Genomic DNA, 26393 nt, shown 5'->3' on the forward strand with positions numbered 1-26393 from the left:
ATGCTTCATAAGTTTATTTCTTAATTAAATAAGGTTATTTGTATAATTAATTAAAAGTATTATCTATGAGCCTACTTTTACCTCTTTTCAATATGATTATAATAATAAGTACAATAAACATATTATTCACGATATAAGTGACATCCGGTCCTATTATACTGGAAATAAAACCGGAATAAAGAATTCCTAACGGAACAAACAGGCTAGAGCTAAATGTTAATAAAGCAAAAAACCGGCCTTGAAACTGCAGTGGAGTATGAATTTGAAAATAAGAATTTAATGGCACATTTACACATGTAGTAAAGAAGCCAATTAATAACTGTATTATTAGAAATAGAAAAAAATATAAAGTTTTTAAAGGATACAATATGATAGATAATCCACCAGTAATAATCATCAATCCACTATTAATCAAAATAAAATGATACATATAGTTTTGTAATTTAATTTTACGGTTTTTAAAGATGATGAACCCCGCAATTATCGTTCCTAAAATTGCTGTTGTAGACGTAAATCCAAATAATACATCAGATATTTTATATTTTTGAATTAAAATTCCTGGATTCATTATTTCTTCACTACCACCAACAAAAAAATTCAAAGACATAACTAAAATAAACAGATATAAAATATCCTTATGATCCCGAACAAATTGAATTCCTTCTGTGAGCTCTTTAATCCAATTGGATTTTACAGAAACATCAGATTTACACGACGTGTATTGTATAAAATATTCTAATATGGCAGACGTAACATATAAAATCACCATAATTAATAAAATTATTTTAAATCCCCATAACCCAAAAGTAAGTGTTCCTAATACAGGAGCAATAAGTGATGCAGCATTATCACCAAAACTTTTTATACCATTATATCTTTCTATGGTTTCCAAAGAAACAATTTCTGAAAAAAATACTTTAGATGCTATCTCAAAAATATTAGAGACAATGTTTATTATTATAGTAACGGTTAATAAAACCCCCAAATAATCATTAAAATTGTAGGTGACAAATAATACAAAATATAAGAATCCTGTAAACAGATCACACAAAATAATAATATTTTTCCTATTAAACCTATCCACGAATAATCCTAATAATGGTGTCACAATTATTGCCGGTACTGTAGACAATGTAAAAAAAACACCTGACCAAGCTAAACTTCCCGAGCTTTTTAAAATAAATAATGGTAAAACGATAAGGTAAAAAGCCACTCCGAACTTAGAAGTCACTCTTCCCATAATTAACAAAATAATATTCTTTTTATAGTTCCTATCTCCCCCCATACGCTTACTCCTTGATCCAATATTCAGAGCAAGAATCCGTTCTTTCTAAAAAACCATATTCAATTAATAACCGCCGAATATATGGAAAATCGCTGTAAATCTTTTTTAACACATTATTTACTTCAATTTCACTATAATGGATACCTGGTGAAAAGTTACTTGCAATTTCCCTTAGTATTACGATTTTTCCCTTTTCTTTAGCAGGAAACTGTTTGATGCAGCCATTTTGATCTATATATCTTGCGATCATTTTTTTCTTTTCCTCAACAGTGACATTGTAACGATCATCAATCATTGTAGCGGTTTTATGGGCATCATAAAATTGAGATGATGGTTCTTCCGATTTCATAAAGTCCTCCTTTTTTTTGAATAGATCCATAGCAGCCAAAAATAATTTAGCTTGTTTCTCATACTCATGTAGCTTATACCGGTGATTTCTCACAGTAGAGCAGGAAATACCCTTTACTTCGCTAATTTCTTTATCAGATTTCCCCTCTGCCATTAATTTTAGTATAGATTGCTGTGTAGATGAAATCCCTAAAAAATTCGGATTCATATTCAGTAAATAATCTAACATGGAGCCATGCTTTTCCTCATTATGAATTTTCATCATTTTATACGCATCATAGAAATGATTATTATGCTGAAATATCTCTCCTTTCGTAAAGGTTTCATTGCATATCAGACAATATACAAAATTATCATTTTCGTAAAAGCCGTTTGTTAACTCATCTTGTGTCACTTGCCATAACGACTTTCTTTCATCGTGGTCTCTCATCTTATCCTGGCCCCTTTTTAGCAATTTTTCATTTCTACTTTTTTCTGCACTTATAAATACTACTATACTACCTATTACATTTATGAACTCATATGTGATTATATACCTTTTATCCATTTATGTCTATATATATGCAAACAAATATATCATTTGTTTGCATATTATAAACTCAAAACTACATTTAGTAATAAAGCATAAGCTGTAATTCGTATTTTATTGTGTCTATATAAAAAGGAGTTGTTGCTAACGTAGATGATTGATCCACTTTTGCAACAACTCTTTTTTAAAAACCATTGTTAAAATTTTTGTACCTTAAAGAAATGCTCAAAACATCAAGTTGCATACTTCATTACATAATCCTGATTTTCTAAACTCTCGGCAATTATTTCTTTTTCTTCAAGCTCTTTTAGTTTTTCAAGTAACTGCTTGTCCATAAATTCACCTCCACTCTCTTAATTTATTCTAAAGGTATTAAGATCTTTGAATCAAGCATGATTGAAAATAGATTTCTCAGATCTTTGCCTTTAAAACCAAAATCATTTTTCTTTAACTCTGCCTTTAAGCATTCCAGCGAATGTCTCTTCTTGAAATAATCCAATAATAAAAAGGAGAGTTTGTTGATTTTACACATATCGTATGTAATTAGATTTAATAGATAAATGCCACCAGCGTCATTAGCTTCTTTAACAACAAATTGATCATTTAATATACAATCAGTACTTTCATAATCTATCAAGTACTGATCTTTATGACTCTTATTGCTGATATTAAGGAAATTGAAATATATCATTTTATTAATTTCATCCAACAGTTCCCCCTGTGAACCAGTTAATAGCTCCTGTACGGATATTCCCTCACTCAATTGTTCTAGTATAGTTTGATATTTATCATCCAGATAAAAAATTTGGTGATTCATACTATTGTATAACACAAACCTCTTGTCTAACGCCAAATCATAATGATTGGCTTCTTGAAAACTAACATGCTCATCTAAATTAATATACAAATCTTTACTTTCATTACGTATATCATACATTAATTTCGTCTTTACACTATGATATTCGGTCTTGTTTACAGAATCCAGTATCCATTTTACTTCTGATACATGCAATCTTTCAGGTAAAAGCATATACTGGGTAAATAATTTATCAGATTGATGCTCGAATTGATGTTTGCTTACTAATTTTATGCTCTCTTCTGTTGATAGACCTTCCATAATATCAAAGGAAACATTGGTAGATAAATCCCCCCGGCCATCACGGTATATTTTATTAATGCTATATTTTTCAGGATAATACCATACATCAGAGCCTATATCTAAACCAAACTCTTGAAAGCCCCTTGATGAATAGGGAACTTTATACTTATTTTTTGATTCATTCAAAATCATAGTAGTATAGTTGATTGAATTCAAAGCTTCCGCTTCTGTTTCCGTAGGAAAGCCAACCATAAAGAATAGATGTACCGGTATACCGCTCTTTAAACAATTACGTATATTCATATCAATCCATTGGATTTTTACATTCTTCTTCATCTTATCGAGCACGCGTTGATTGTATGATTCCAGTCCAAATTGAATTTGTCTACAACCGCTTTTATATATCGCATTACAATTTTCTTCTGTCAATGTTGGACTAAATCGTGTCTCACCATGCCAATAGAAATCCAACTGCTCTTCATTTATCATTTCTGCCAGTTCAACCATTCTACTTGCTTCAAACGTTTCATCGACAAAAGAAAAAATACGTGAATGATATTTGGAATTAAGCTCTTTCATATTTTGTAGGACCTTCACCACTGGTATGGTACGATATCTCCCACTGGTTGCACTTGGAATTGTACAAAAAGCACATTTGTTAAAACATTGTCTGCTAGTATATATTGGCAGCACTAATTCCGGCATTAAATATTTATCCAATTGAAACCCGTCAAAATCAGGCACTGTATCATTGACAATAGACGTTGCCACTATATTATTCTTACAGATTTCATTTTTCTCACGGATATAATATAAATTATTGATACCCTCTAAGGTATCACCGTTCTCAACCGCATTTATTAATTGTGGAAGAACTGCCTCTCCATCGTATAGCATAATAGAATCAAAATATTTATAAAATGGATGACGATTCGTAAAATTATGTATTGCCAACCTGGTTATGTAATTACCTCCAAGTGATATATGCTTGACGCTATTACAGCTTTTTTTAATCAGCAAACATAACGTTAACGCCGAAATGAGTTGATACGACCCACTAATTGAAATTCCTATGAATTCAATTTTTTCTTTGTTAATTCTCTCAATGATCCCTTTTTTATAAAACTCAATAAAAGGATTGATATCACTGTTATCAATTACTTGCATAATATCATTGGTTTGCTTATAACCATACTTCAAATCTATTTTATTTAAGTCAATGGTACAGCCGTCTATGGACTTGCTAATTAAAAACAAGCTGTTTTTTATTATATTTTCAGCATAATCCCGCTTTTGCAAATCATAATATTCTTTTCCTCTGATAATTGATTTTGCAAGCTCAATTTTTAGTGCGGACTCCTTAACTAAATCAAAGGTTAATTGATCTCTGCCTTTTAATGACTTTTCACGTGTGATTATATCCAATGATTTATTTACTCGTTCTGCAGATAACATTTCATCATAAAATTCAATATTTAAATCGACAATGCTTACATCTATATCTTCTCGCTCTTTTAGGTATGATTTTAAGATAGGTAATGCTAAGTAAGGCCCTACAGGCGTCCAGCCAGGAGGAAAAATAAGCAGTTTTTTCATTTTAACTTTGTATGATTGTATTTAAAATGGTAATCATACTCTCCTTTCCCTTATTAATATAGAAATCAAAGAATAAGTATGTAAAAGTACATGAAGTGAAGTTTTCTGAAATTATGGACAGCATTATCAGCTACATTGATATAATTCTATTTATTATTTATACAGATATTTTCATAAGATTTTATCAGAAAAATGAACCTTTTTTTATTTATGGAAAAAATGATATATACATTTGCCATAATTTAAATTCTTGGGCATTGGGGTAATAAAACAGACGCAATTGTCTCTAGCGGACTTTCGCGTCTGTTCATATTGGTCACTGCTGTTGAGTTCTCAATCTATTATATATTTGGAGAATTTCTCATCCACTAACTCTTCATCCTCCGTATTGGCGACTAATACAAGTGTTTCTTCCAAATTCAGGCTGAATATTCCCATGATAGACTTTGCATCAACAGTATATTTTCCTTGTGATAAATCCATATCACAATTAAAGTGGCTGCAAATGCGGTTAAATTCCTGAACTGCACTAATACTCGGTATCTTTACTACTCTTTTTATCAATTTTCTCTCTCCATTTCATTACCTTTTTCAAGAATATCCGCATCTTCATTCATTATCGCATATTTAATAAAGGTTCCCCCGAATCAATTACAAGATATTCCATGTATCTCACACCTCATCTGATAATTTTCGAAGCAGATAAGCGGGGGTACAACTCCATGCATGGCAGTAGCTGTTTACTGCCGAAGAGCCATAGGGAGATTCTTGAGGGTTATCCGGATTATACAATTCCCAGAAAGTATCCGCTCCCTGAAAAAGCATACCTCCCCAATAATATTTCATATAGTCTATAGCTTTTTCCTTTTCTCCGCAGAGAATTAATGCTTCTACAAAATGATGATTCATATATGGAGTCACCATCCCCATCTCTGGTTTCAGTTCCACAATACGATCCATCAGCATTCTGGCTTCCTCTCCTGCTTTTACACCAGCCAAGACCATCCATACCTGGCTTACATAAGAAATCTGACGTTTCTCTCCGCTGATAAATACCCCTTGTTTGTCATCCCAAAAATAATTAAGGGCTGCGCTCACAAACCGTTTTCTTTCTTCCTTTAATTCATCTGCAAGTTGAACCTTGTCTAAAGCCTCAGCCAGAACAATACCGTCATTCAACGCATATATGTAGATTGCCTGCGCACTGGCCTGCTTATTCAGCCCCTCTTTCCAGTCAACAAAACACCAGTTACTATCACCCTCCTGAACCACGTTTCTTTCATTGAAACACATTCTGGACAATTCAATCTGACGATATGCTGACGGCCAAAGCTCTTCTACAGTCTTTATATCATATGTAGCTTCATAATAGTCTTTTAAAGTAGAAATGAAAAACAGCGAGTAATCAAACATAAACGTATCATCCACCAGATACTCTGGTTCTGTAAAAAGACAAGCTCCTATGGCTCCGTCGTCTCTGATAAGTCCGGCAAATAAATACATGCACCGCTTTACCAATTCATAATCTTTAAACGTTGCATAATTTGCCAAAGCCTGAAGCCTTAAATCCCCCAGCCAAAGTCTACGGTCACGCTTCGGTCCATCTTCAAACACTGATTGCATACAATTTAGAAGGGTCCTTAGACTGACTTTGTCCATACGTTGCAGAACTGGATCAGAAGCAGAAATCGGCTCTACCTCTTCCATATCTACAGCCGAAACTGCTCTGCAAACCACTTCTTCCACTACAACCTGAAATTTTAAAGAAGTATCAACCGCATAAATTTCCAAAAACCGGAATGCATATCGCCTTGGCAAATGCAGCCAGGTTGGCAGCACATCCAAATGAATGTATTCTTCTTGAATCCAACTACGGCTGATCCACCCATTATATTCCTCTGAATTTTCCGTTATTTCTTTTGGAACCTCACCAAATTTCAGCCTTAAATAAGCCGGCGCATCCTGAGGACTCCCTATGGATTTCAATTTTAAGCTGACATAGCCTACTTGATGGTCACCAAAATCCAGAACAATGGATTCCCCTTTCTTTAAAGTAAAAAGCTCTAATTCACCAATTTCTGCTCTTGGCTCCACTTTCCCAGATTTATTGATGGACACAATATTTATTGGTTTCACTTGTTTCTCTATCAGCTTTGGTTCCAGCTTTATTGCCTTTTCCACAAATACATCATTCGTAATTCTCTTCATATTTAAATCAACACTAACTGCTGCCACAATATCCCTCTCTTCCTAATTTTCTTTTCTTCTTGCTTCCAGCTCTCTGTTAATATCTGGCAGCTTCTTATCTAAGTCATAGAATAAAAATGTTACAATTGTTAATACATTTGCTGCAATTGGAATCCAGATATACATTGCACTGATTGCATTTAACGCAGAAGCAGACTGTACCGGGGCGTTGGCAACATAGCCACTTGCAGCCAGCATTGCGGCTGCAACGGAGCTTGCAACTGCCATTCCTACCTTACCGATAAAGCCGTTCACCGCAGATAATGTTCCTGAGATATTAATCCCGGATTTCCATTCCCCATAGTCGACAGGATCTGGCTGAATTGCAAAATGCATACTTCCTTTTAGACCATAGCCAAGAGCTGCAACCACCACTCCCAAAAGCACGACCGGAATGAAACTGCCTCCAATAAAAACCACCACCAATCCAGCACCATGTAATACAGATCCTACGATCATTAAATTTCTTTTTGTAGTCAAACGGGATAAAAATGGAACACAAAGATTTGTCACCACTGGTATCAGGGTTGTAATGGTAGCAGCAACACTGGAAAGCTCTTTATTATCCAGATTATAGGTAAAGTAGAATATGATTGCTCCCGCCTGAATCACAAATCCGCCAAAAAACCAGATAATGTTTGCTGCAAAGAGCAGCCACGGTTTATTATGTATCAAACAGCTTAAGATTGCTTTTATACTTACTTTCTCCTCACTGATCCGTATTCTTTCTTTTGTATTAAAAAAGCAGAAAAAGAATACCAGACAGCCTACGACACCGAATATCAGCATTACAATCCGAAAACCCACGGCTTCATTTCCCCCTCCCAATCGATCCACCAATTTAAGGGTAAATGCGGACACCACAGTTGAGCCTATACAGGAAAAAAAGATACGGCTGGTTGCCAGGTTAGTTCTTTCTCTGGGATCTGCTGTTAATGCCGGTAAGATAGATGCCATGGGGATATTTACCATTGTGTACGCCACAGACAACAAAATAAAGGTTACATAAGCATAAATCAGCATTCCTTTCTGAGATATATCCGGTACGCTGAATGCCAGAACTGCTGTAACTGCAAAAGGAATGGCACCTGCGAAGATCCAAGGCCTTGATTTCCCCCACTTCGTGTTTGTCCTGTCAATCATGAAACCCACAGCCAAATCAATAAAACCATCAAAAACTTTCGTTACCAAAAACATCACGCTTACCGCTGCGGCTTTGAGATGCATGACATCGGTGTAAAAATACAACAGGTATAAGGAAATAACCTGCCAAATCAAATTGCATGCAAAGTCGGAAGAACCATATCCGATTCGCTGGCGCCATAGACTTTTTTTCATATCTTTTTCTATCGTATTCATCTCATCAAAACCCTCCCCTTTATTTGGTATGGCCATGATATCATTACGCAGTTATTTTTTCTATTGAATATTTTATGATATTGACTTGATATTTTTTAAGATGTTATACTTAAGATAATTGATAAGAATAGAGAGGTGTTTCTATGAAAATAATCAAAGACAAATTTAAAAATTTCATGCTTTCTTATACACAGGATGAACTTTTTTATCGCCGCCTTTACGAAGAAGAACACTTACATCCGGAAACATTCTCTCAATATGTTGATTCCTTGGATCGGAATTTTATTGAACAGCATCAACTCTATGTCCCCTGCCTTCACGAAACATGGTTTCCTTATATATCCGAAAATGAATTCTTTAAAACTCAATTTCAAAACATTTACATTGCAAAGCACAATCGTTATTCACCAGAATATCTTCACCAACATGAGTTCTATGAATTTTTTTATGTCTATACTGGCTCTTGTATCAATACAATTCAGGGTAAAGAGCAAATCTGCCAGACCGGAGATTTGTGTATTATTCCCCCTAATACGAGACATAGCATTGCCGTATTTGATGACAGTGTCATAATCAATGTCATGATTAAGTCCAGTACCTTCCATGCGACTTTTTTTGAATTGTTTACGAATAATAACGTTTTATCTAATTTTTTCTCCCATACTTTATATGAAAAAACGGAAAACAATTATCTACTGTTCCACACCCAGTCAGATATTGTTATCCGTTCTCTTATTGAAGATATTTATATCGAATATTACGGTCATAAAAAATATTCGAATTCTCTGCTTGACAGTTACCTCTTAACCTTTTGGGTATTACTTCTGCGGCATCATGAAAACCACCTGGAAAGTTTACTTAACACAACTCACCAAAATCTGGCACTACTTGATATCTTAAATTACTTCCAGGCGAACTTTATGGATATCACCCTTACCTCTGCTGCTGCGCATTTTGGATTTTCTGTTCCTCATTTCAGCAAACTCGTCAAAGATAATACAGGTAAGACCTTTATACAGCTTATCCGGAATATACGGTTGGAAAAAGCATGCCGTGCCCTTAAAACAACGAATTTAAGTATTTCTTCTATTTGTGAAATTATCGGTTATTTAAATCCCGAGCATTTTAATCGTATTTTCAAAGAAACTTATCATATGACTCCGAGTGAATATCGTAGGAACCATACAAATTAGTGCAAGGTGGTTTTGTTTATGGTAATTAAGGAGTTTCCTTAGTCTCACATCATTTCTATAGATACTCTAATACCAATCGTTTAATATTTGAATGGTAATCCTCCAGCCGCACCATTTCATCAATAAAATATTGCTCTAGCTCTTCGGTTCGTGGATACCGCATAATGCATCGCAAAATATGCTCGTAAACGTAACCGTTATGGTTATGGCTCATAAAAAATCGCCCCATTTCAATTCCTCTTGGCAACTTTAATCCTGACAAAGCCGACATCAAATGGCAAATATCTGATTCATCACAAAAAATGATTCCATTTTTAATATCATCTATTCGTTGGTCATTAATCTCCCCGACCCGGTCAATCTCCGCCTGCTCTTCCACCATCGGATAGGCATCAGCCAGCCCTTTAATATCCACTGGAAATGACTCATCTGAATGTACAAGCATCAATTCCTGTTGCAATTGATTGGCTTCCGTTATTTCTCTGCATCCACCATTAAACTTAGCTGATAATTCCTGCTTCTCACGTTTTGTCATTTGCAAATCAACACTGGTAAAATTCATATCACCCATCCGACATCCAATGGTAAAATTCTCGTTCTGTCCATTATGTAACGATCTGTACCACAAAGTTCCTTGCATAATAACAAGAGCATTTACGTCCTTACCGTCAATAGCAGCAGCTAATGCTTTATGATGACCATCTAGCAAGGTGGTCAGATAACCCTCCATATAGTATGCAATCCCCCGACAGCCAGGATTTTCCCGATAATAGTTAATCCGTTCCTTATTGCATTTGTGAATCGGCTCCGAAGCAATCGTAAAGTAAGGACGTAGATTCCCCCATTCTCCATCACCATAATAATACATACAAGCACCTTTAGACACGCCTTGATAGGGGGATTCCCAGAACAAGTGGCCATTGCCATCAGTTGGGTGCAGGCAAGTATCTAAAATCGCATAATAACCACTTTTTAATAAACCCAACAGTGGAAACAGATTTCTCACTGCATCAATAAGTAAAACCTCCTGCTTACTCTTATTGATATCTGGCATCTCAAGATGAAAGCTTTGATCCATCCCATATCCGCTGCGGACGATTTTTTCACAGGTGGGACAAAAATATTCATCGCCTTGAAACTGAATTAGCGGTCTGTCTTGCATGGCAAGGCTCCATATCTGGTTTCCTTCATAGCTGGAATATACCTCTCTCAATATTCCTTTACCGTTTTGTACTCTAACCAGTACTCCATCTGCATAGAAGTTATCATGAGCTTGCCATTCTTTTAAAATATCAATCTGGATATCATTTTGCTTAAATAATTTCTTCCAAAACATATATTAACCTTTCTGCTGTTTTCGTTCCGTCCCCTGAATATCGCAGCAATAGAAACAAATCGCTTCCTAATTAATGTTATACACATAATATCGTTTTTAAAACTTATATCCTTGATTTGTTTCCTCACGCCTTATCTTAACACTCATAAAGTAAAACTTCATATGCTAGCCAATCCACCGACCTCCCTAAATAAGTAATCGATGCTGCATATTGTTCCACAATTGTATAAGAGTTTTCAATGTATTCATGGGTATTAAAACAAATTGTTTCATCACCCTGAACATTGCACTGTAAGGAATTACATATAAATGTAAAAATGAGATAATATCAAAACCCAAAATATCAGAGTCAATACACTGCCCCCGTGGAACCTCATTTCCCAGATGCTTCAAGTGATTTTGTATAATCGGAAGATATTATTCTGCCAGAGAAACTTCTAGAATCAAGAATGAGCCATCTGCAAAATAATTTTTATAAACACGTTGGGCATCTGCCAAGCATAAAAATCGGTCATATGTATCCAATAGATTTCGTTCAAATAAATTGCTTACTTCCATTAACAACTTTGTAAAAGCTATATCATCCAAATTCCATCGTTTCCGATACTACTTTTTTCTCCCTCATGCCCCAGCAAAAAAGCAGCCAATAAAATCTTGATGTTGCTTGTTAATACAAGGACTAACCGAATACATCTGTTTAGAGAGTCCTTGAAGAAAATCTAGTGTAACAACTCTCTCATAAAGATTACATCCAATAACTTAAATGAAACACTCACCTTTCAAATCAAAACTATTGTTGTTACATTTACAATTGCTTTCTATCATACAAAAAAATATCGTAATCAATATAACAGATTTAATATAAGTAAAAACATTATATTTCTTAATATTTTAAGAAGGATACGATTTCTAACATATTCCACTTCGATTCTTATTAACTCTACGATTTCTTATTTCCACTTTTATCAATCAATTTGCAAAACAATTGCTCTTGTAAACTATTATTTATGTTTATAATTTCTAATGAACTTACATTTTTTCTCGTCATAACATTTAGAAATATCGCTTGTTGTTCCATACTTAATATCTTCTTCCATAGCCTTTGCTAAGGCAATTCTTTCATGAGCAAAATTATCTTTCGCGCCTTTTTCAATAATTAAAGAAAGAAATTCTCTATCAATATCTCTATACCCTTCTTTAAAAATTTCAATATGCTCTTTTAACATCTCTAATTGTAATTCCAAAGAATCATAAAATACATCAAAATGACCCTTTATATTTTCAATGTCCTCCCCCTTTGCCAGTACTATATTTTCATATAATTTTGTAAAAACAAATAAAGTACATATTAATGCCCAAAAAGGCCCATTCACTTTTTCAGTAGAAAAACTCATGTTTTCACTCTCGAAATAACAATACATAATATCAAAGCTACAATGACTGTACTTACATAAAAAATCATACAATGGCCTAAAGTATGTCTGTTCGCTTTCGCCAACATATTTGGAAGGGCCTGATACTAATTGCCCCAAAAATTCATCTTTATCATTTATAATTACATACTTACCTTTTAGCTTGCCTTTTTTAGCATGCCCCATCGCCATTTCATATGGGTTCATAATGAAATCTACAATTGCTTTCTCCATTTTTTCAACATCTTTTGAGCGGATTGATGTACGGATATATTGACTCATTATATAATTTTCCAAAAGACTCCTTACCAAAATAAGAACATCTTCATTCATAGGTAAATTATTATTATTTAACAGTTTCCTAATTGCCTTTAAGGTTTTTGTACTTTTAGTCATTACAAAATAATCAAATTCATATATGTATGTATACTTTGATGCACGACTTCCCCGCCCTCTATCCAAACAATTCAAATATTCAATCAGACCATCCGGGGTGGCTAGGTTTTCACAAAATCGTTTCGAATATAGTATTAATCTATTAATTATTTTATATACTCTTGTGTAGAGATACTCTATTTTTTTTAAACGTTCTTTCTCTTCAATATTTTTCAATACTATTTCACCTCAATTTTATTTTGGAATTATCAATTCTATATACTGATATCTAATCTTTCAATAATGGCTCATTTATAACTACATCACCGACTTGATCAAATTAATGTAAAGTTTTATATTATGTAAAATACGGTTAATTATTCTAGTATTTTATGCTTCATAAATATATATTCTTGATTACCCTTGTACAACAAAGATGAAAATTTCACAATTAAAAACAAGGCACATATTATTATTACTGCCCTTGTTTTATAAGACCGATTCATACACAATTAGGGGCAACTCATGATACTTTTTCAATTTAATTCGACAACCATTTTCACATTCCTTGTTGTTGTAATTCAAATGAAAGTATAGCCCAATACACCCTAGCGCTAAGATATGTTTATTATAAATAGCTACACTAATTATAACATAATAAATCTTGCTTTTTATATCTATTTACTACCTATCATACCTATATAAAACCGTTATAAAGTAGCTTGAATAACTCTATTATAGCAGAATGGTTATTTTCATATAGCAAACAACGTTATTTACGAATAAGGAATAATTGATATTTAGTACGCTATCTCTGATAGCACATTGGGCTCTATATAATTTCTACTAAAATTTTATTTCATATTATTTTTGTCCAACATAATTGCCTAGCAAAAAGGCGATTATACTATGCATGTGTTCTTCAATTTCCTCAAAATTACATCACACTCATAGTACTAAAAAAATTGGTACCTATTTAACACTGGTTCAATTAACTTTTAAAGATGGCGAATACTTTATATCAAGTCATCTTCAAGTATTTCGAAGTCACGATCTAATAAATCTTGTAATCTTATAACTATATTTTTTTTCTTTTCTAATCTATTTCCATCAATTATTTCCATCAATTCTCTTGCCTGTAAAAATAAAAACATAAATAAACTAATAAAAGACAAAATATATAATGCCATTATTATTATATCTTGAGCAGCAATTCCAGAAGTAATCCTTCCTACTGAAAATCCAACTACTGGTAAAATATATGTATTTAAAAATTTGATATTTCTCTCACCCCTGCGTTCACTTTCCCTTTCTATTTTTTCTATGGATTGATTATATCTCCGAATAAGTTGTTTTATTTTGTATTTTTCATATAAGTCATATTTTTCTAATTTTAAAATATTTTTAAGAACGTCTAATGAATCAATATACTTATCCAAATTAATATTCCAATTCTTTCTATTAGAATGCTCCACAAGACTCATTAAAACGTATACTATAAAAACGTACAAAAATAGTCCAATCAAAAAAATACTTTGGTACTTGAAATGAACATAAAGAGGTAACAATGAGAGACCCGAAAAAATAAATATCAATGTGATTTTATTCAATAAATTAGCTTGTGTTATATTTTTAACAAAATGATCTTTTTCATCTAATTTTGTTATATAAGTATTGAGTAAATTTTCTATCATTGATTCCTCCATTGATTAATTTTTTGCCTTAAGTATTATTAGTATCTACTGCATCTTTTAATCTTACAATTCTTATAAGAATAGAATCCACATTTTTTTACTTATCCTTAAATTGCATTTTCTAAATAATAATTCCTCTCCGAAAAAAATTCCTTTAAAACTCTTTTTTAACAAGCATTATATTGACAAAGAAGAAAATGCAGTTTTTAAGATAATTCTTTAAAATATCAAAATAAATCAATTATCATTTCCCTGCTTAGTATGAAGGTATTCTCTCAATCAGGATTCTTTGAAAAGTGGAACACTTGTTGTCTTCCAAAATCACTAATATCTTTTATCCACTGCTGTATGGCCTCTTTTGAATATCGTAGCAAGCCTTGTTCATCTCTACTTTTTATAAGGGCTGTATACATAACAGCATATTCCATCTCTAGAGATGTATGAAAAATACCCTGATCATCTGTATTAATTGAAACATTCAGCCGTGAAGACGGGTGCATTGAAAGATTTTTCCCATACATACGCAATATCGGATGTTCTTCATATTTCTGAAAGGGCCCAATTAATTGATTAGAAGAAGGGTTACATTCCACCGCAATTTCTTTTATAGTGAGTATAAGTCGCAGTTCTTCTTGGATTTTGGTTATAAGTGGATAATAAAGTTCATTCACTTTCCAAATCTCGATCTCTGACCCCTTATCTCTCACCTCTTGATTAAAATGATAATCTCGATAATAATTACGGCATGCCTCTTCCATACGAATGTTTGTCATTTCCTCTCCTTCCAGATAACAACATTCATTCATAGCATCTATTCCCACATAAAATTCATCCTTTAGGTATTCTTCAGGTCTATCGCCTCGCAGTTTCCATGCATTATAATAAACAAGAAATTCCAAGGATTCCTCCTCATACGTTGGCGCTGCTTCGCACTGAGCTTTCCGTACCTCTTCTGGCTGTTGCTGTTTTCTTTCCCGCATATATATTTCTTCCGAATACAATAGAAAACAGTTTCTCAGTTCATCCCTAACATCCTTATCAATCACAATACTATGTTCATAGCAAAATCCCAATACCCAGGTAACGTTATCTAAGATTTCCAATTTTTCTAATACAGATCTGTTCTTTTTCAAACTATAGTAACTTTTCGCATCAATTCCTAATGCCATTCCATGCCCAATTCTACTATGCTTTGGCAGATTGCAAAATCGAAGCGTTTCATCAATTGCACGCAAGCCACTGAAAATATCTAAGAAGTCTTCACCAACGTGATAAGTAAACTGTACCTGAGTTAAGCCACTCTTCTTATTATATTGCTGAAGTTGTCTGTAAAACTGGCCAAACACCTCGGGCCGACAGCCTATCTCACCTGCACAGGTATCATACCCTCGTACTCTCGGAATCTTACCATGATATTGATAATTAGACAGTTCTACTTTTAACAGAGCATAAGCTTCTCTTATTTGTTGATCTAAATAGTCACGAAGTTCATAATTTCTCGGTTTCAAATCAGCAAAGTCAGTATCTCTTCTTTTCGGAAAATGCAAAACATAAAAGAAATCCAACTGGCTGTCTTCCATTCTTCCATCATAATATTCTATCCGTTTTAGTGTTTCAATATAATCTTTTGGAGTGATACGAAGTTCCATTGAAGAAATCGATTGTAATCTACTCAGTGACTTAACAGCTAAGTTCATAATTTGTTCTTGGTAGCAAGGATAATCCTCTATAAAATCCTCCTTGCGATCTTGATATTCTGCAAAATTTGAAAATCCTCTCTTCCCGTTTACCTGTATCATCTCTGCTCTTATCCTCAAGCAAATAACCAAATAACGATAAAATATATTTTTTTCTAAATCCTCGAATTTATTATCAAATATAGCCTTAAAGCAACAGTATAGAAAATAACGCTCACCTATAACAGCAATCTGTTCCTTAAGAATTGGCCTTTGTTCACATTTTTTCTTGTATTCAGCCCATTCATCTCCCTTTGTGATAACATTATTCCATTCGTCACCAATTGCATAATCAAGACATTCTATTATTTCATATGAGTTCATAAACTTTTCATGCTCTGCACGACAAGCATTAATCTGGTCTTGTAGTTCATTCAAATTCTCTTCTTCTAACTCCATTGTATTATAAATAGGCGAATTTAGAAAGATCTTATTCTGATGCAGTATATTATAGAGGTATAATCGATAAAATGCTGCTTGAAGGCAGTTATCCATAAGCAATAAATGATTCTGTTGTTTTTCTTCATAGAGATACTGTGGATCTAAAAACCTATCAAAATGCTGAAAAAAAGTCTTATTAATATCTCCTATATGGTTCATCAAACAAACCCAGTTTAATGTGAATACTGGAATTGAGCCTTTTAAATGGAAATGATTCTCCGCCATGTCAATCATTCCCACCTTTTTTTTATAAGTACTATCAAATGTGGGGAATGGTGTACATAGCCATTCTGATAATTCTTTCTTTTCAATCGATGATTTGGCAAGAAGCGCAGCCATAAAAATCTCGTTTCCCATGCTTACTGAAAGTTCTCTCCAGCGCAATAGCTGTAAGTTATGTATTTCTTTTTTCTCCCCTGCATACTCTCTACAATAAAATTTAAACTCTTTCATTTCCAAAAAACACTCGGCAATATCAACAATAAAAGTAAATATACCATGTACAGCTTCTTTTCTTTTTTCTCCTTTTAGTCGGTATTGAAGCCATAGGTATATCTGTGTAATTTCATCACCGGAATAATGATTTAATACAGTTTTAGCAATTTCTAAAAATCGTTTTTCGCTTATACTATTATAAGAAATATCTTTTTGACCCTTAATCAATTCAATTTCTGTATAGTTGACTCTTCGTAATAATAATTCTAAACATATTCTTTCTGTATCCATCTCTTATATTGTTACAGACATTAAAGATCTGCGAATTGTATTATAATTTTTCGATAAAGATTCGTTAATCACATCAGAACTTTCATAATTCTTTATATAATTATTTAGCTCAATGTTTAAATTAGTAAAACTATCACTTAAAAATGCTTGCTCCATAACAGTATAATCCCCCTTGTTATTTTCATAATAATTCCTTAATTTATTTAATTTATTTTTATAATTTTGTACAGTACTATCTTTTCTAACAAATGATGGTATATTAGAAATTAACTTATCAAATGAGTCACCAATCTCTGTCACATCATCTATTTTTACTTGTTCTAAATCATCTAAAATCGGAATCATAAGTTCCTCATCAATTTGCTCTTGCTTAGTCCGTTTTATGCTTTCCCAAAAGTAAGCTAATTCATTTACTAACTGACTATAATCTCCCTCAGGCTTGGGATTTATAATCCAAGCTATTTTTAAATCTATATAACTATTAATCTGCAATAATCCCTCTATTAAACTCTTGAAAAAATGATTGTAGTAAACCTTAATATCATTATTTGTTCTGTCTTTAATATCTCGTGTACTTTCCAGATATTGAGCTATATAATAGATTGCTTCCATATTACAAATCAAAATATTACAAAGTTCTATAAAATTTTTCCAATATGCAGATAACTCCTGCTCTAATTCTTCAGTAGCTTTTATCCCCCACTTTTCAGCACTAATATTATTAAAAACAATTTTACTATCAAGTTGTCTAATGAACAAATTGTTCAAGGAAAAATCTGCTTTTGTTGCCACCATATTATTATCAGATACCATCCCTATTGTAGCTGAATCTTTTGTCCATTTGAAGGTTGATACACACCCAATCGTATACAAATGTTTTTTTAAATGCATCTCGCCATTATCAAATCTATTGAAATAGTTTCGTACTGCCGATACATTAATATTGGCAATATCTATTAAACCTGACTTTTCACCTCCTATCTTTTCAATAGATCTCTTCCAATACTCTGCAACATCGTATTTATAATGAAGCCTTGATTTATTATAAAAATTTCCTGTCTCCTCTCTAATCAGCTGGCAAATACCAAACATATCTTCACCAACAAATTCCTGTAATTTCCCTTTGGCGTTATCATAATTCAATTTAAGCATAATTATTGAAATATAGGTATTTATAGCAAAGAGTAAATTATTTAAATCATATCCCCTTACCCTATAGCACAAGCGAATACAGTTTATAATATCTCCATTATTAGGTCTCCTCCTTTCTTTCATCACTAATTCAAACTCTTTCTGTACACTACTTTCTAGAATATCCATATGAATTGATGTATCTAAGAACCCATTATTAGAAAGCCACTTACATAAATAAATGAAAATAATAGCCTGAACATCTTTCAGCCCTATCTGCCTAAGGGATACAAACCATTGTCTTTCCTTTTCTTCCAAATGATTTTCAGCCCAGGAGTCAAATAAATAATCTTCAAACAAATCTATATTTCTTTTCTTATCCCTCTCTCCCATATTACCAATTACCGAAACCATACCGACAAGCTCGCGGAGCGTATTAGGGATAAGAGGATGAACTTCGTCTTCTTTAGCAATCAAAACCAACCCTGTCTTCTTGTATAATACATTCATAAGCCCTTTTTCAATTCCCAACTTATGAGAGTCAAAAATAATTTTTTTACCATTTCGATAAAGAATATTAACTACACTAGTTCCATCGCTTGCAATTGTTCTGATATCTGGAAGCATAATTCTTCTTGTCTGAGGAAGTAGTTTTTCCAAATATTTATTTGCCATATTTTTTGCTTCCAAATTGATATCCCAACGGGAAGATTGCTCTAATCCTTCCATATCCAGCAAAAATTGCCTTTCTACACAAAAGGTCAACTGCTTAATATTCACTGCCATAACAATAATCAGTTCTGGGATTATCATATATTTCCGAATTTGCTCCATCATTTTATATGCTGAACTGATGTTTAAATCCAAGTCATCAAGGCAAACCATTAATATTTTTTTATTTCGATATTTCAGATATTCTCTTACTAACACTTGAACATCATTCTTTAAATTCATACTGTCAGCAATATCTACTAGATTTTGTATAGATCCGTTATAAATATATTCGTCTTTGATAAACCTTTCCGAATTTTTCAACACTGCAAGATTCTTATGTACCTTTTGAAATAATGTCGACATTTTAAACAATTGATCGCGATTTTGATTAACAACATTTTCACCAAATGATTGACTATTGTTCTGATTCATTGCTTTATCTATCCTATATTGCTCAAATATCCTTGATATAACAATATCTAAAATATCATGTACCGTCTCCATGGCTGTTGGGTCTATTGTTTCCAATACCTCTATATTGTCATCATTTTTCAAATTATATGTAAAATGAATCATGGCACTACTCTTTCCCTGTCCACGCTCTCCGCAAAATGCAATTATATTATTAAGATGCTCCCATATATTCTTTTTAGAATTATCCGCTTCTATTTTTTTATAATATGTTACCAAGCTATCTTTAATCTCATTTGCCATTTTATATTGATCCCAAAATATATCTTCACTTATCTCAGTTTGACTATCATAAATTTTAAATTCATTTCCTTGTTCAATAATTATTCTTCTCATACTTAATCCCTACCTCAATATCCTTTATATATTTAAACACTACGAATTATTGAAAAATTTATTTTTATTCTTTAGATTAAATTTATTAGTAACTATAAGTAATAATTCCTACGCTATAGATTACATATAAAATATAATACTAGTAAAGATAATACTCTTTTTCCTTTACTAATCAGTGTTTTGATGCCTTAATAACTATGCTTTTTCAATATTTTAAAATTAGTTCTCTTTAAATAAGTCCATCACATAATATATTTAATAAAAAATGTCACAAATTCTGTTGGCTGTTTCCTTGTCAAATCCAGCTTCATCAACCGAAATAGAAATTTCGAAATATATGCCTTTTTCATCATCTTGTATCTTCTTTGACTTTTTGTGATTTTGATAATATGTATATGCTTTTTCATAGACTGGATCTAATTTATTTATCAATATCCACTTAGGTTTATCCCAAGCCCGCAAGGAAGCGGCAATTGAATCAAATCTCGGTTCTACCAAACTAATATCAATTTGTTGATTTAAAAACTCCTCCCTCACCACTCTCACTCCTGGGATTCCAAATTTCTACCAACTTCCGCGGAACTTCCTCCAAATATATATCAAATTGAGCATAATTTGCTACCCCCCATCTTTACTAACATGAAAATCCGACTTTGAAAAAAATATATCCTTTCTGTATGTCACAGTTGTATAAACAATCCTAAGCACATCTATTACAAAAGATTTTCCAGAGTTATTTTCACCAATTATTGCATATACACCTTTATTAAAGATTAGTGATATGTCGTCTTCTTTTATAATATTTTTTTATATACATACAATTCTCCCCCTCATTTATAAATATTTTCAAAGAATTTATCTATCTTGCAATTGCCCGTTTATATTTATCCACCGATTCTTTCTTCATCGATTTTTATCTTAAAAAATCTTTCTATCAGTTGTTTCTATATATTTGATTATATATGCAAAATCATTATATCTCAACATAATAATTCAACAATATATATGAGTCAGAAAATACATTAACTTCTGTCTGACATATAAAAACATATATCAATATTTCTTGCTTCACCTAGATTCCATAAATCCAAGTAACTACATTCGTACTAATGATTTAAATATATTCGAGGTTAAAAGAAATTAGTTTATATTATAATAAAAGAATTTTCTACTCAAATAAATATCTTTTTCATACATATTTAAAGCCACACTTGAATTTTTTAACATATATCTCTATTCAGATACCTCAAATCTATAGTTTACAAATGTAATATTGTTCTGAGCCAGATACGTAAATGATAATTTGCTTTCCATATACATCTATTCTCTTTACTTAATCTTTCTAAATTGATTCTTTGTAGGAATTTCCCTACACTGTATCATCAATAGAATACTCTTAATTTCATCATCTTTTAAAGTATTTGAATCTCCACGAACTTCTGTCCCTTCCTTTATTTCAGTCCCACATCTCTATACGATTTATCCACGTTGCGTTCGACGACAATAACTTCCACCACAGTTTTCTCACTTAGATAGATTACCTAATAAATATTTACTACTATATCCATTTCCAGTGCAAATCCGTTCTCCATCTTCATCTAAAACCACCCGCCCCCTTCGAAATATGTCATCCTGAACCTGGTGAAAACATTAAGGAATATAATTCCTTCATTATTCCCCGTAACATAACACTTCTGCGCCCACAATTAACTTTCATCTTTCCGGTAAGATAATATAAGTTTTTTAAATCATAACATCTCTCTTATACTCTTCACAATTTAAATTTTTCCAAGTTACAGTATTTGCCCAAGTTGTCCAGCACGTTTCTCAAAACCCGACTGATAGACTTAGTCAATATGCTATTGATATGACCAGCTCGTACGATGGTCATCAAATCATTTAATACACTACACTTTGATTTTCTCAGACAAATCTCGCAGTTGAAAAAATGCCTGCGAATTCCCACTCTGAATTATTCAAAATCATACTCATTTGCATTTCTAAACTGTTATATTGTTCTTCAAATTTCATGCTGATATGGCAATAGGCCACAACCCATTTTTATAGTTTACACTGCTTTACAAATCTCTTACTGGTAATTTTATAACCTTTTTCATATGTTTTTCTTGATACATAAACAGCGTGAAAATTTGAATAACTTTCACGCTGTTTGTGTATCAAATATTCAATTTTCTAATTTACCACCCGCTGCAACAGAACGCAACATTCTGTATTCGCTGTTGAAGGAAACATGTCCACACAACAAACCTTCTCCACCTTATAACCTCTCTCCTGTAACACCACCAAATCCCTCACAAGGCTGGTAGGCTTACAAGAAACATAAACCAGCTTATCCACTCCAAAATCAATAATCTTGCCTAATGCTTTTGGATGTATCCCATCTCTAGGAGGATCAAGCACAATCAAGTCAGGCTTGTCCTGTAACTCATCAATAATCTTTAATACATCACCAGCAATGAATTCACAGTTCTCAAGCCCGTTACGCTTCGCATTCTCCCTTGCTGCCTCTACAGCCTCTTCAACAATCTCAACACCCACTACCTTTTTAGCTACAGGAGCCAGAATCTGAGCAATGGTACCAGTTCCGCTGTATAAGTCAAATACCACCTTATCCTTTGTCTCCCCAACGTAGCCTCTTGTAGTTTCATACAATACTTCTGCACCTAGAGAATTCGTCTGGAAGAAGGAAAACGGTGAAATTTTAAATTTCAGTCCCAAAAGCTCCTCAAAAAAGAAATCCTGTCCATATAAAATATCAGTCCGGTCATTCTTTACCACATCAGCAAGACTATCATTAAATGTATGAAGAATTCCAACAATTGTACCATTTAAAGACAAACCAAGCAAAAGATCCGTTAATGGCTGTAAGTCCATCTCTTCCTGACTTGTCGTTACCAGGTCAATTAAAATCTCGCCCGTCTTAATGGCACGTCGCACCAGAAGGTGGCGTAAATATCCGGTATGCTGCATTTTCTTATAAAATCCAGTTCCTTTTTCCTCAAAATATCCCTTTACAGCCTTTAAAATATCCGTAAAATCAGAATTAACGATCTGGCAGTTACCTGTTGTTACCACATCGTAAAAGCTTCCCCTCTTATGCATGCCAAGGGCCAAAGGACCATCCTTAAACTCATCTCCAAAGGAAAACTCCATCTTATTCCGATATCCATCTTCTATAGGACTGCCCTTGATTCCTTCAAATACATAATCCTCACAAACACTGTCAATCAGATCTTTAACCTGTTTCTCTTTAATCTTCAACTGCTCCTCATAAGGAAGTGTCTGGTACGTACATCCGCCGCATATCCCAAAATGAGGACAAGGATTCTCTGCGGTCTCAAGCTTAGAAGGCTCTAAAACTTCAAGAACCCGGCCCTCTACCTTTCCACCTCGTTTTTTATTGATCATCACACGAACCTTTTGTCCTGGCAATGTGTGCTTTATTCCTATTTTACCTTCCGGCAGTTCTATATAACCCTTATCCGGGAAATCGAACCGGCCTATGATACCTTCGTATATCTCACCCTTTTTCACTCTTCTGACTCCTATCCTTTTTTATTCCTGACCGAGCAAAAAGCGTGTCTCACTGACTGAGGCACGCTCCTTCTCTATAATAATGCCAATCTTATTGTTCCGTAGCTTCGACAGCCTGATCGTCTTCAAAAAAATCATCGTCGAAATCATCATCAAAATCATCTTCAAAATCTTCCAGATAATCCGGTGTGAAGAAGCGGTAAACGGTATAGGCGATGCCTGCCACCGCTGCCACAGCTCCTACTATAGCCAGTATCCAGAGAATACAATTTTTCTTCTTTTCTTCCTGTTCTCTTTTATGAAGCAATTCATTCACTCTGCTTGAGTTCATAAGATCTTCCAGTTTGCTCATAGCCTCTTTGCTCATTGCATCAAATCTGTTCATGTCTCCACGTCCTTTCTGAGAGCCTTGCTTTTTAAATCCTGGCAAAGGTTTGTCTCTCTGCCTATCGCAGTTATTATACCATTATATTGGGTCTTTTACTATCATTTTCACAATTTTTTTGAATTTTATGTATTGATTATTGTTTTTATAAAAGTTTTAGTTTTGCGAAGGATGCAAACATCTTTTTAACCCCTGCTTTATCAAACTGGACTGTGACCTCAAAGTCTCTTCCGCCGTCCTTAATTTCCATGACAAGTCCTTCTCCAAACTTGATGTGGCTGACCCTGTCGCCTTCCTTATAGCTTAAGGAAGATGGTTTTTCTACAGTAAATGCTTTTCCAAAGCCAGGAGATGAGGCGGGTTTTGCAGTTTTAGATGCATATGCATTGTTTCCAGGCCCAAAGCTACTGACACCGGCAGACCGCCCTGCCTTTCCCCATGGTAGTGCACTGTCATCAAAATCAGCTCCCGTGCGGATTTTTGAGATTCTTGGCTCCAGCCTGCTGGAATCCAGAAGGTGATCCGGAATCTCTTCAATAAAGCGGCTTACCTTACTGTACCTGGTCTCTCCATTTACCATACGCTGTCTTGCTGAAGTCATCATTAAAAAGTTCTGGGCTCTTGTGATTCCCACATAACAAAGTCTCCGCTCTTCTTCCACCTCTTCCTTATCATCGGAGGAAATAGACATCATGCTTGGGAAGAGACCATCTTCCATTCCGGTTAAATACACCCGGGGGAATTCAAGTCCTTTGGCGCTGTGAAGCGTCATGAGAGTCACTCTGTTTTCCGAGTCATCCATACGGTCTACATCAGCCACCAGAGCCACTTCTTCCAGGAATTCATTAAGATCCGGATGCTCATGGTCTCCTTCAAAGCTTACGGCCTTGTTAATCAACTCCTCGATATTTTCAAGACGGGTCTGGTACTCGATTTCCCCTTCTGCTTCCAGCTCTTTTAAGTATCCAGTCTCATCAAGTACATCTTCAATCAGTTCGTGAATGGTGTAAGCCTCTTCTGACATTCTATTACGGAAGTCTTCAATCAGCTCAGTAAATACAAGGACCTTATCAGCTGCCTTTCCAAGTCCCGGGACCGCTTTTGCCCGGCAAAAGGCATCGTAAATGTCAAAGCCGCGTTCTGATGCAAACGCCTGAATCTTACCAAGGCTGGTGGCACCGATTCCACGCTTGGGGACATTGATAACTCTTAAGGCGGAAAGGTCATCCTTACCATTGGCAATGGTCTTTAAATAAGCCAGGATATCCTTGATTTCTCTTCTCTGATAGAAATTGACGCCTCCTACCATACGATAGGGAACATTGTGCTGAAGACATTTTTCTTCAATGAGACGGGACTGAGCATTGGTCCGATAAAGTACGGCACAATCCTGATAATCGGACGGGCTGTTTAAAATATCCCGGACAATGGCATCCGCTTCCTCAGAAGCATTATCAAACTGCTTAAACTGCACCAGAGGGCCTTCGTCATTGGCTGTCCAAAGGGTTTTGTCCTTACGGCCTCTGTTGTGGCGTATGACCTCATTGGCTGCATTTAAGATGCTCTGGCTGGAACGGTAATTTTGCTCCAGCTTAATGACCACGGCTCCTGGGTATGATTTTTCAAAGTTCAATATATTTTCAATGTTTGCGCCTCGAAACTTATAGATGGACTGGTCATCATCACCTACTACGCACAGATTTTTATATTTCCCAGCCAACAGACTGACAAGCTTAAACTGGGCTGTATTGGTATCCTGGTACTCATCCACCAATATGTATTTAAAGCGCTCCTGGTAATAATTTAAGATCTCCGGGCTGCCTTCAAAAAGCTGCACTGTTTTCATGATAAGATCATCAAAATCAAGGGCATTGTTCTTTTTCAACTGGCTTTGGTACTCTTTATAGACCTGAGCCACCTTTTTTTGCCTGAAATCACCGGAGGCGTTCAGTTCAAACTCTACAGCTGAAATCAGCTCATTTTTGGCGGTGGAGATTACAGATAGCATGGCACGATCCTTATAAAGCTTTGGATCCATTTCCAGGCTTTTTAAGACGTTGCGCATGAGAGTTTTCTGATCATCCGTATCATATATGGTGAAATTTGTGGTATATCCCAGGCTTTCTATGTGTCTTCTTAAAATACGTACACAAGAGGAATGAAAGGTAGAAACCCATATGCTGTCGGCTCCAAAGCCCACCAGCTTGTCCACACGTTCCCTCATCTCTCCTGCTGCCTTATTGGTAAAGGTAATAGCAAGAATGTTCCACGGGTTGATTCCCTTTTCTTCTATAAGATAGGCAATTCGGTGTGTAAGTACTCTGGTCTTTCCTGACCCGGCTCCTGCCAGCACAAGAAGCGGTCCCTCCGTATGGAGAACCGCCTCCTTCTGCATTGGATTTAATGTATCGTAAATACTCATAAA

General features: G+C 34.2%; 16 protein-coding genes. 1 reads left to right on the plus strand and 15 read right to left on the minus strand.

Annotated elements, in window-relative coordinates:
• Window positions 1-46: 46 nt before the first annotated feature.
• The 6 genes from OW255_RS12165 to OW255_RS12190 form a co-directional block, all read right to left on the minus strand.
• Window positions 47-1285 carry an MFS transporter gene (locus tag OW255_RS12165; protein ID WP_024835661.1) on the minus strand — a complete coding sequence of 413 codons (1239 nt, stop codon included), beginning with the start codon at window positions 1283-1285 and terminating at the stop codon, window positions 47-49.
• A 4-nt stretch (window positions 1286-1289) separates the two neighbouring features.
• A complete protein-coding gene (locus OW255_RS12170; RefSeq protein WP_024835660.1) occupies window positions 1290-2063 on the minus strand; it encodes a DUF2087 domain-containing protein in 774 nt (257 codons plus the stop codon).
• A gap of 457 nt (window positions 2064-2520) precedes the next feature.
• Window positions 2521-4857: a B12-binding domain-containing radical SAM protein gene (locus OW255_RS12175; protein ID WP_268114236.1), complete on the minus strand. Its 2337-nt coding sequence runs from the start codon at window positions 4855-4857 to the stop codon at window positions 2521-2523.
• A 333-nt stretch (window positions 4858-5190) separates the two neighbouring features.
• A complete protein-coding gene (locus OW255_RS12180; protein ID WP_268114237.1) occupies window positions 5191-5421 on the minus strand; it encodes an HPr family phosphocarrier protein in 231 nt (76 codons plus the stop codon).
• Window positions 5422-5529: 108 nt separating this feature from the next.
• Window positions 5530-7092, minus strand: a complete 1563-nt coding sequence (locus OW255_RS12185; RefSeq protein WP_331485619.1) for an alpha-L-rhamnosidase-related protein — start codon at window positions 7090-7092, stop codon at window positions 5530-5532.
• Between the two features lie 15 nt (window positions 7093-7107).
• Window positions 7108-8463, minus strand: a complete 1356-nt coding sequence (locus OW255_RS12190; protein WP_268114238.1) for a glycoside-pentoside-hexuronide (GPH):cation symporter — start codon at window positions 8461-8463, stop codon at window positions 7108-7110.
• Between the two features lie 143 nt (window positions 8464-8606).
• Here OW255_RS12190 and OW255_RS12195 point away from each other — a divergent pair, with 143 nt between their 5' ends.
• On the plus strand, window positions 8607-9656 hold the full coding sequence (locus OW255_RS12195) for an AraC family transcriptional regulator (RefSeq protein WP_268114239.1): 1050 nt from the start codon (window positions 8607-8609) through the stop codon (window positions 9654-9656).
• Window positions 9657-9711: 55 nt separating this feature from the next.
• On the opposite strand, the gene OW255_RS12200 is transcribed toward OW255_RS12195, so the two are convergent.
• The 9 genes from OW255_RS12200 to pcrA all read right to left on the minus strand — a co-directional run bounded on the left by OW255_RS12200 (window position 9712) and on the right by pcrA (window position 26390).
• Window positions 9712-10992, minus strand: a complete 1281-nt coding sequence (locus tag OW255_RS12200) for a hypothetical protein (RefSeq protein WP_268114240.1) — start codon at window positions 10990-10992, stop codon at window positions 9712-9714.
• Between the two features lie 1001 nt (window positions 10993-11993).
• Complete coding sequence (locus OW255_RS12205; protein WP_268114241.1) at window positions 11994-13016, minus strand: DUF5677 domain-containing protein; 1023 nt, start codon at window positions 13014-13016, stop codon at window positions 11994-11996.
• A gap of 779 nt (window positions 13017-13795) precedes the next feature.
• On the minus strand, window positions 13796-14473 hold the full coding sequence (locus OW255_RS12210) for a hypothetical protein (RefSeq protein ID WP_268114242.1): 678 nt from the start codon (window positions 14471-14473) through the stop codon (window positions 13796-13798).
• A 275-nt stretch (window positions 14474-14748) separates the two neighbouring features.
• On the minus strand, window positions 14749-17376 hold the full coding sequence (locus OW255_RS12215; protein ID WP_268114243.1) for an amidohydrolase family protein: 2628 nt from the start codon (window positions 17374-17376) through the stop codon (window positions 14749-14751).
• Window positions 17377-17379: 3 nt separating this feature from the next.
• Window positions 17380-20028, minus strand: a complete 2649-nt coding sequence (locus OW255_RS12220) for a hypothetical protein (protein ID WP_268114244.1) — start codon at window positions 20026-20028, stop codon at window positions 17380-17382.
• Between the two features lie 255 nt (window positions 20029-20283).
• Window positions 20284-20565, minus strand: coding sequence for a hypothetical protein (locus OW255_RS12225; RefSeq protein WP_268114245.1), 282 nt, complete (start codon window positions 20563-20565; stop codon window positions 20284-20286).
• 1656 nt (window positions 20566-22221) lie between these two features.
• Window positions 22222-23583, minus strand: coding sequence for a 23S rRNA (uracil(1939)-C(5))-methyltransferase RlmD (gene rlmD, locus OW255_RS12230; RefSeq protein ID WP_268114246.1), 1362 nt, complete (start codon window positions 23581-23583; stop codon window positions 22222-22224).
• 91 nt (window positions 23584-23674) lie between these two features.
• Entirely contained in the window at window positions 23675-23968 is a 294-nt protein-coding gene (locus tag OW255_RS12235; RefSeq protein ID WP_024835656.1) for a hypothetical protein, read from the minus strand.
• A gap of 145 nt (window positions 23969-24113) precedes the next feature.
• Window positions 24114-26390: a DNA helicase PcrA gene (gene pcrA / locus OW255_RS12240; protein ID WP_268114247.1), complete on the minus strand. Its 2277-nt coding sequence runs from the start codon at window positions 26388-26390 to the stop codon at window positions 24114-24116.
• Window positions 26391-26393 lie beyond the last annotated feature (3 nt).

The organism is Lacrimispora xylanolytica, from assembly GCF_026723765.1.
GTDB lineage: Bacteria > Bacillota > Clostridia > Lachnospirales > Lachnospiraceae > Lacrimispora > Lacrimispora xylanolytica.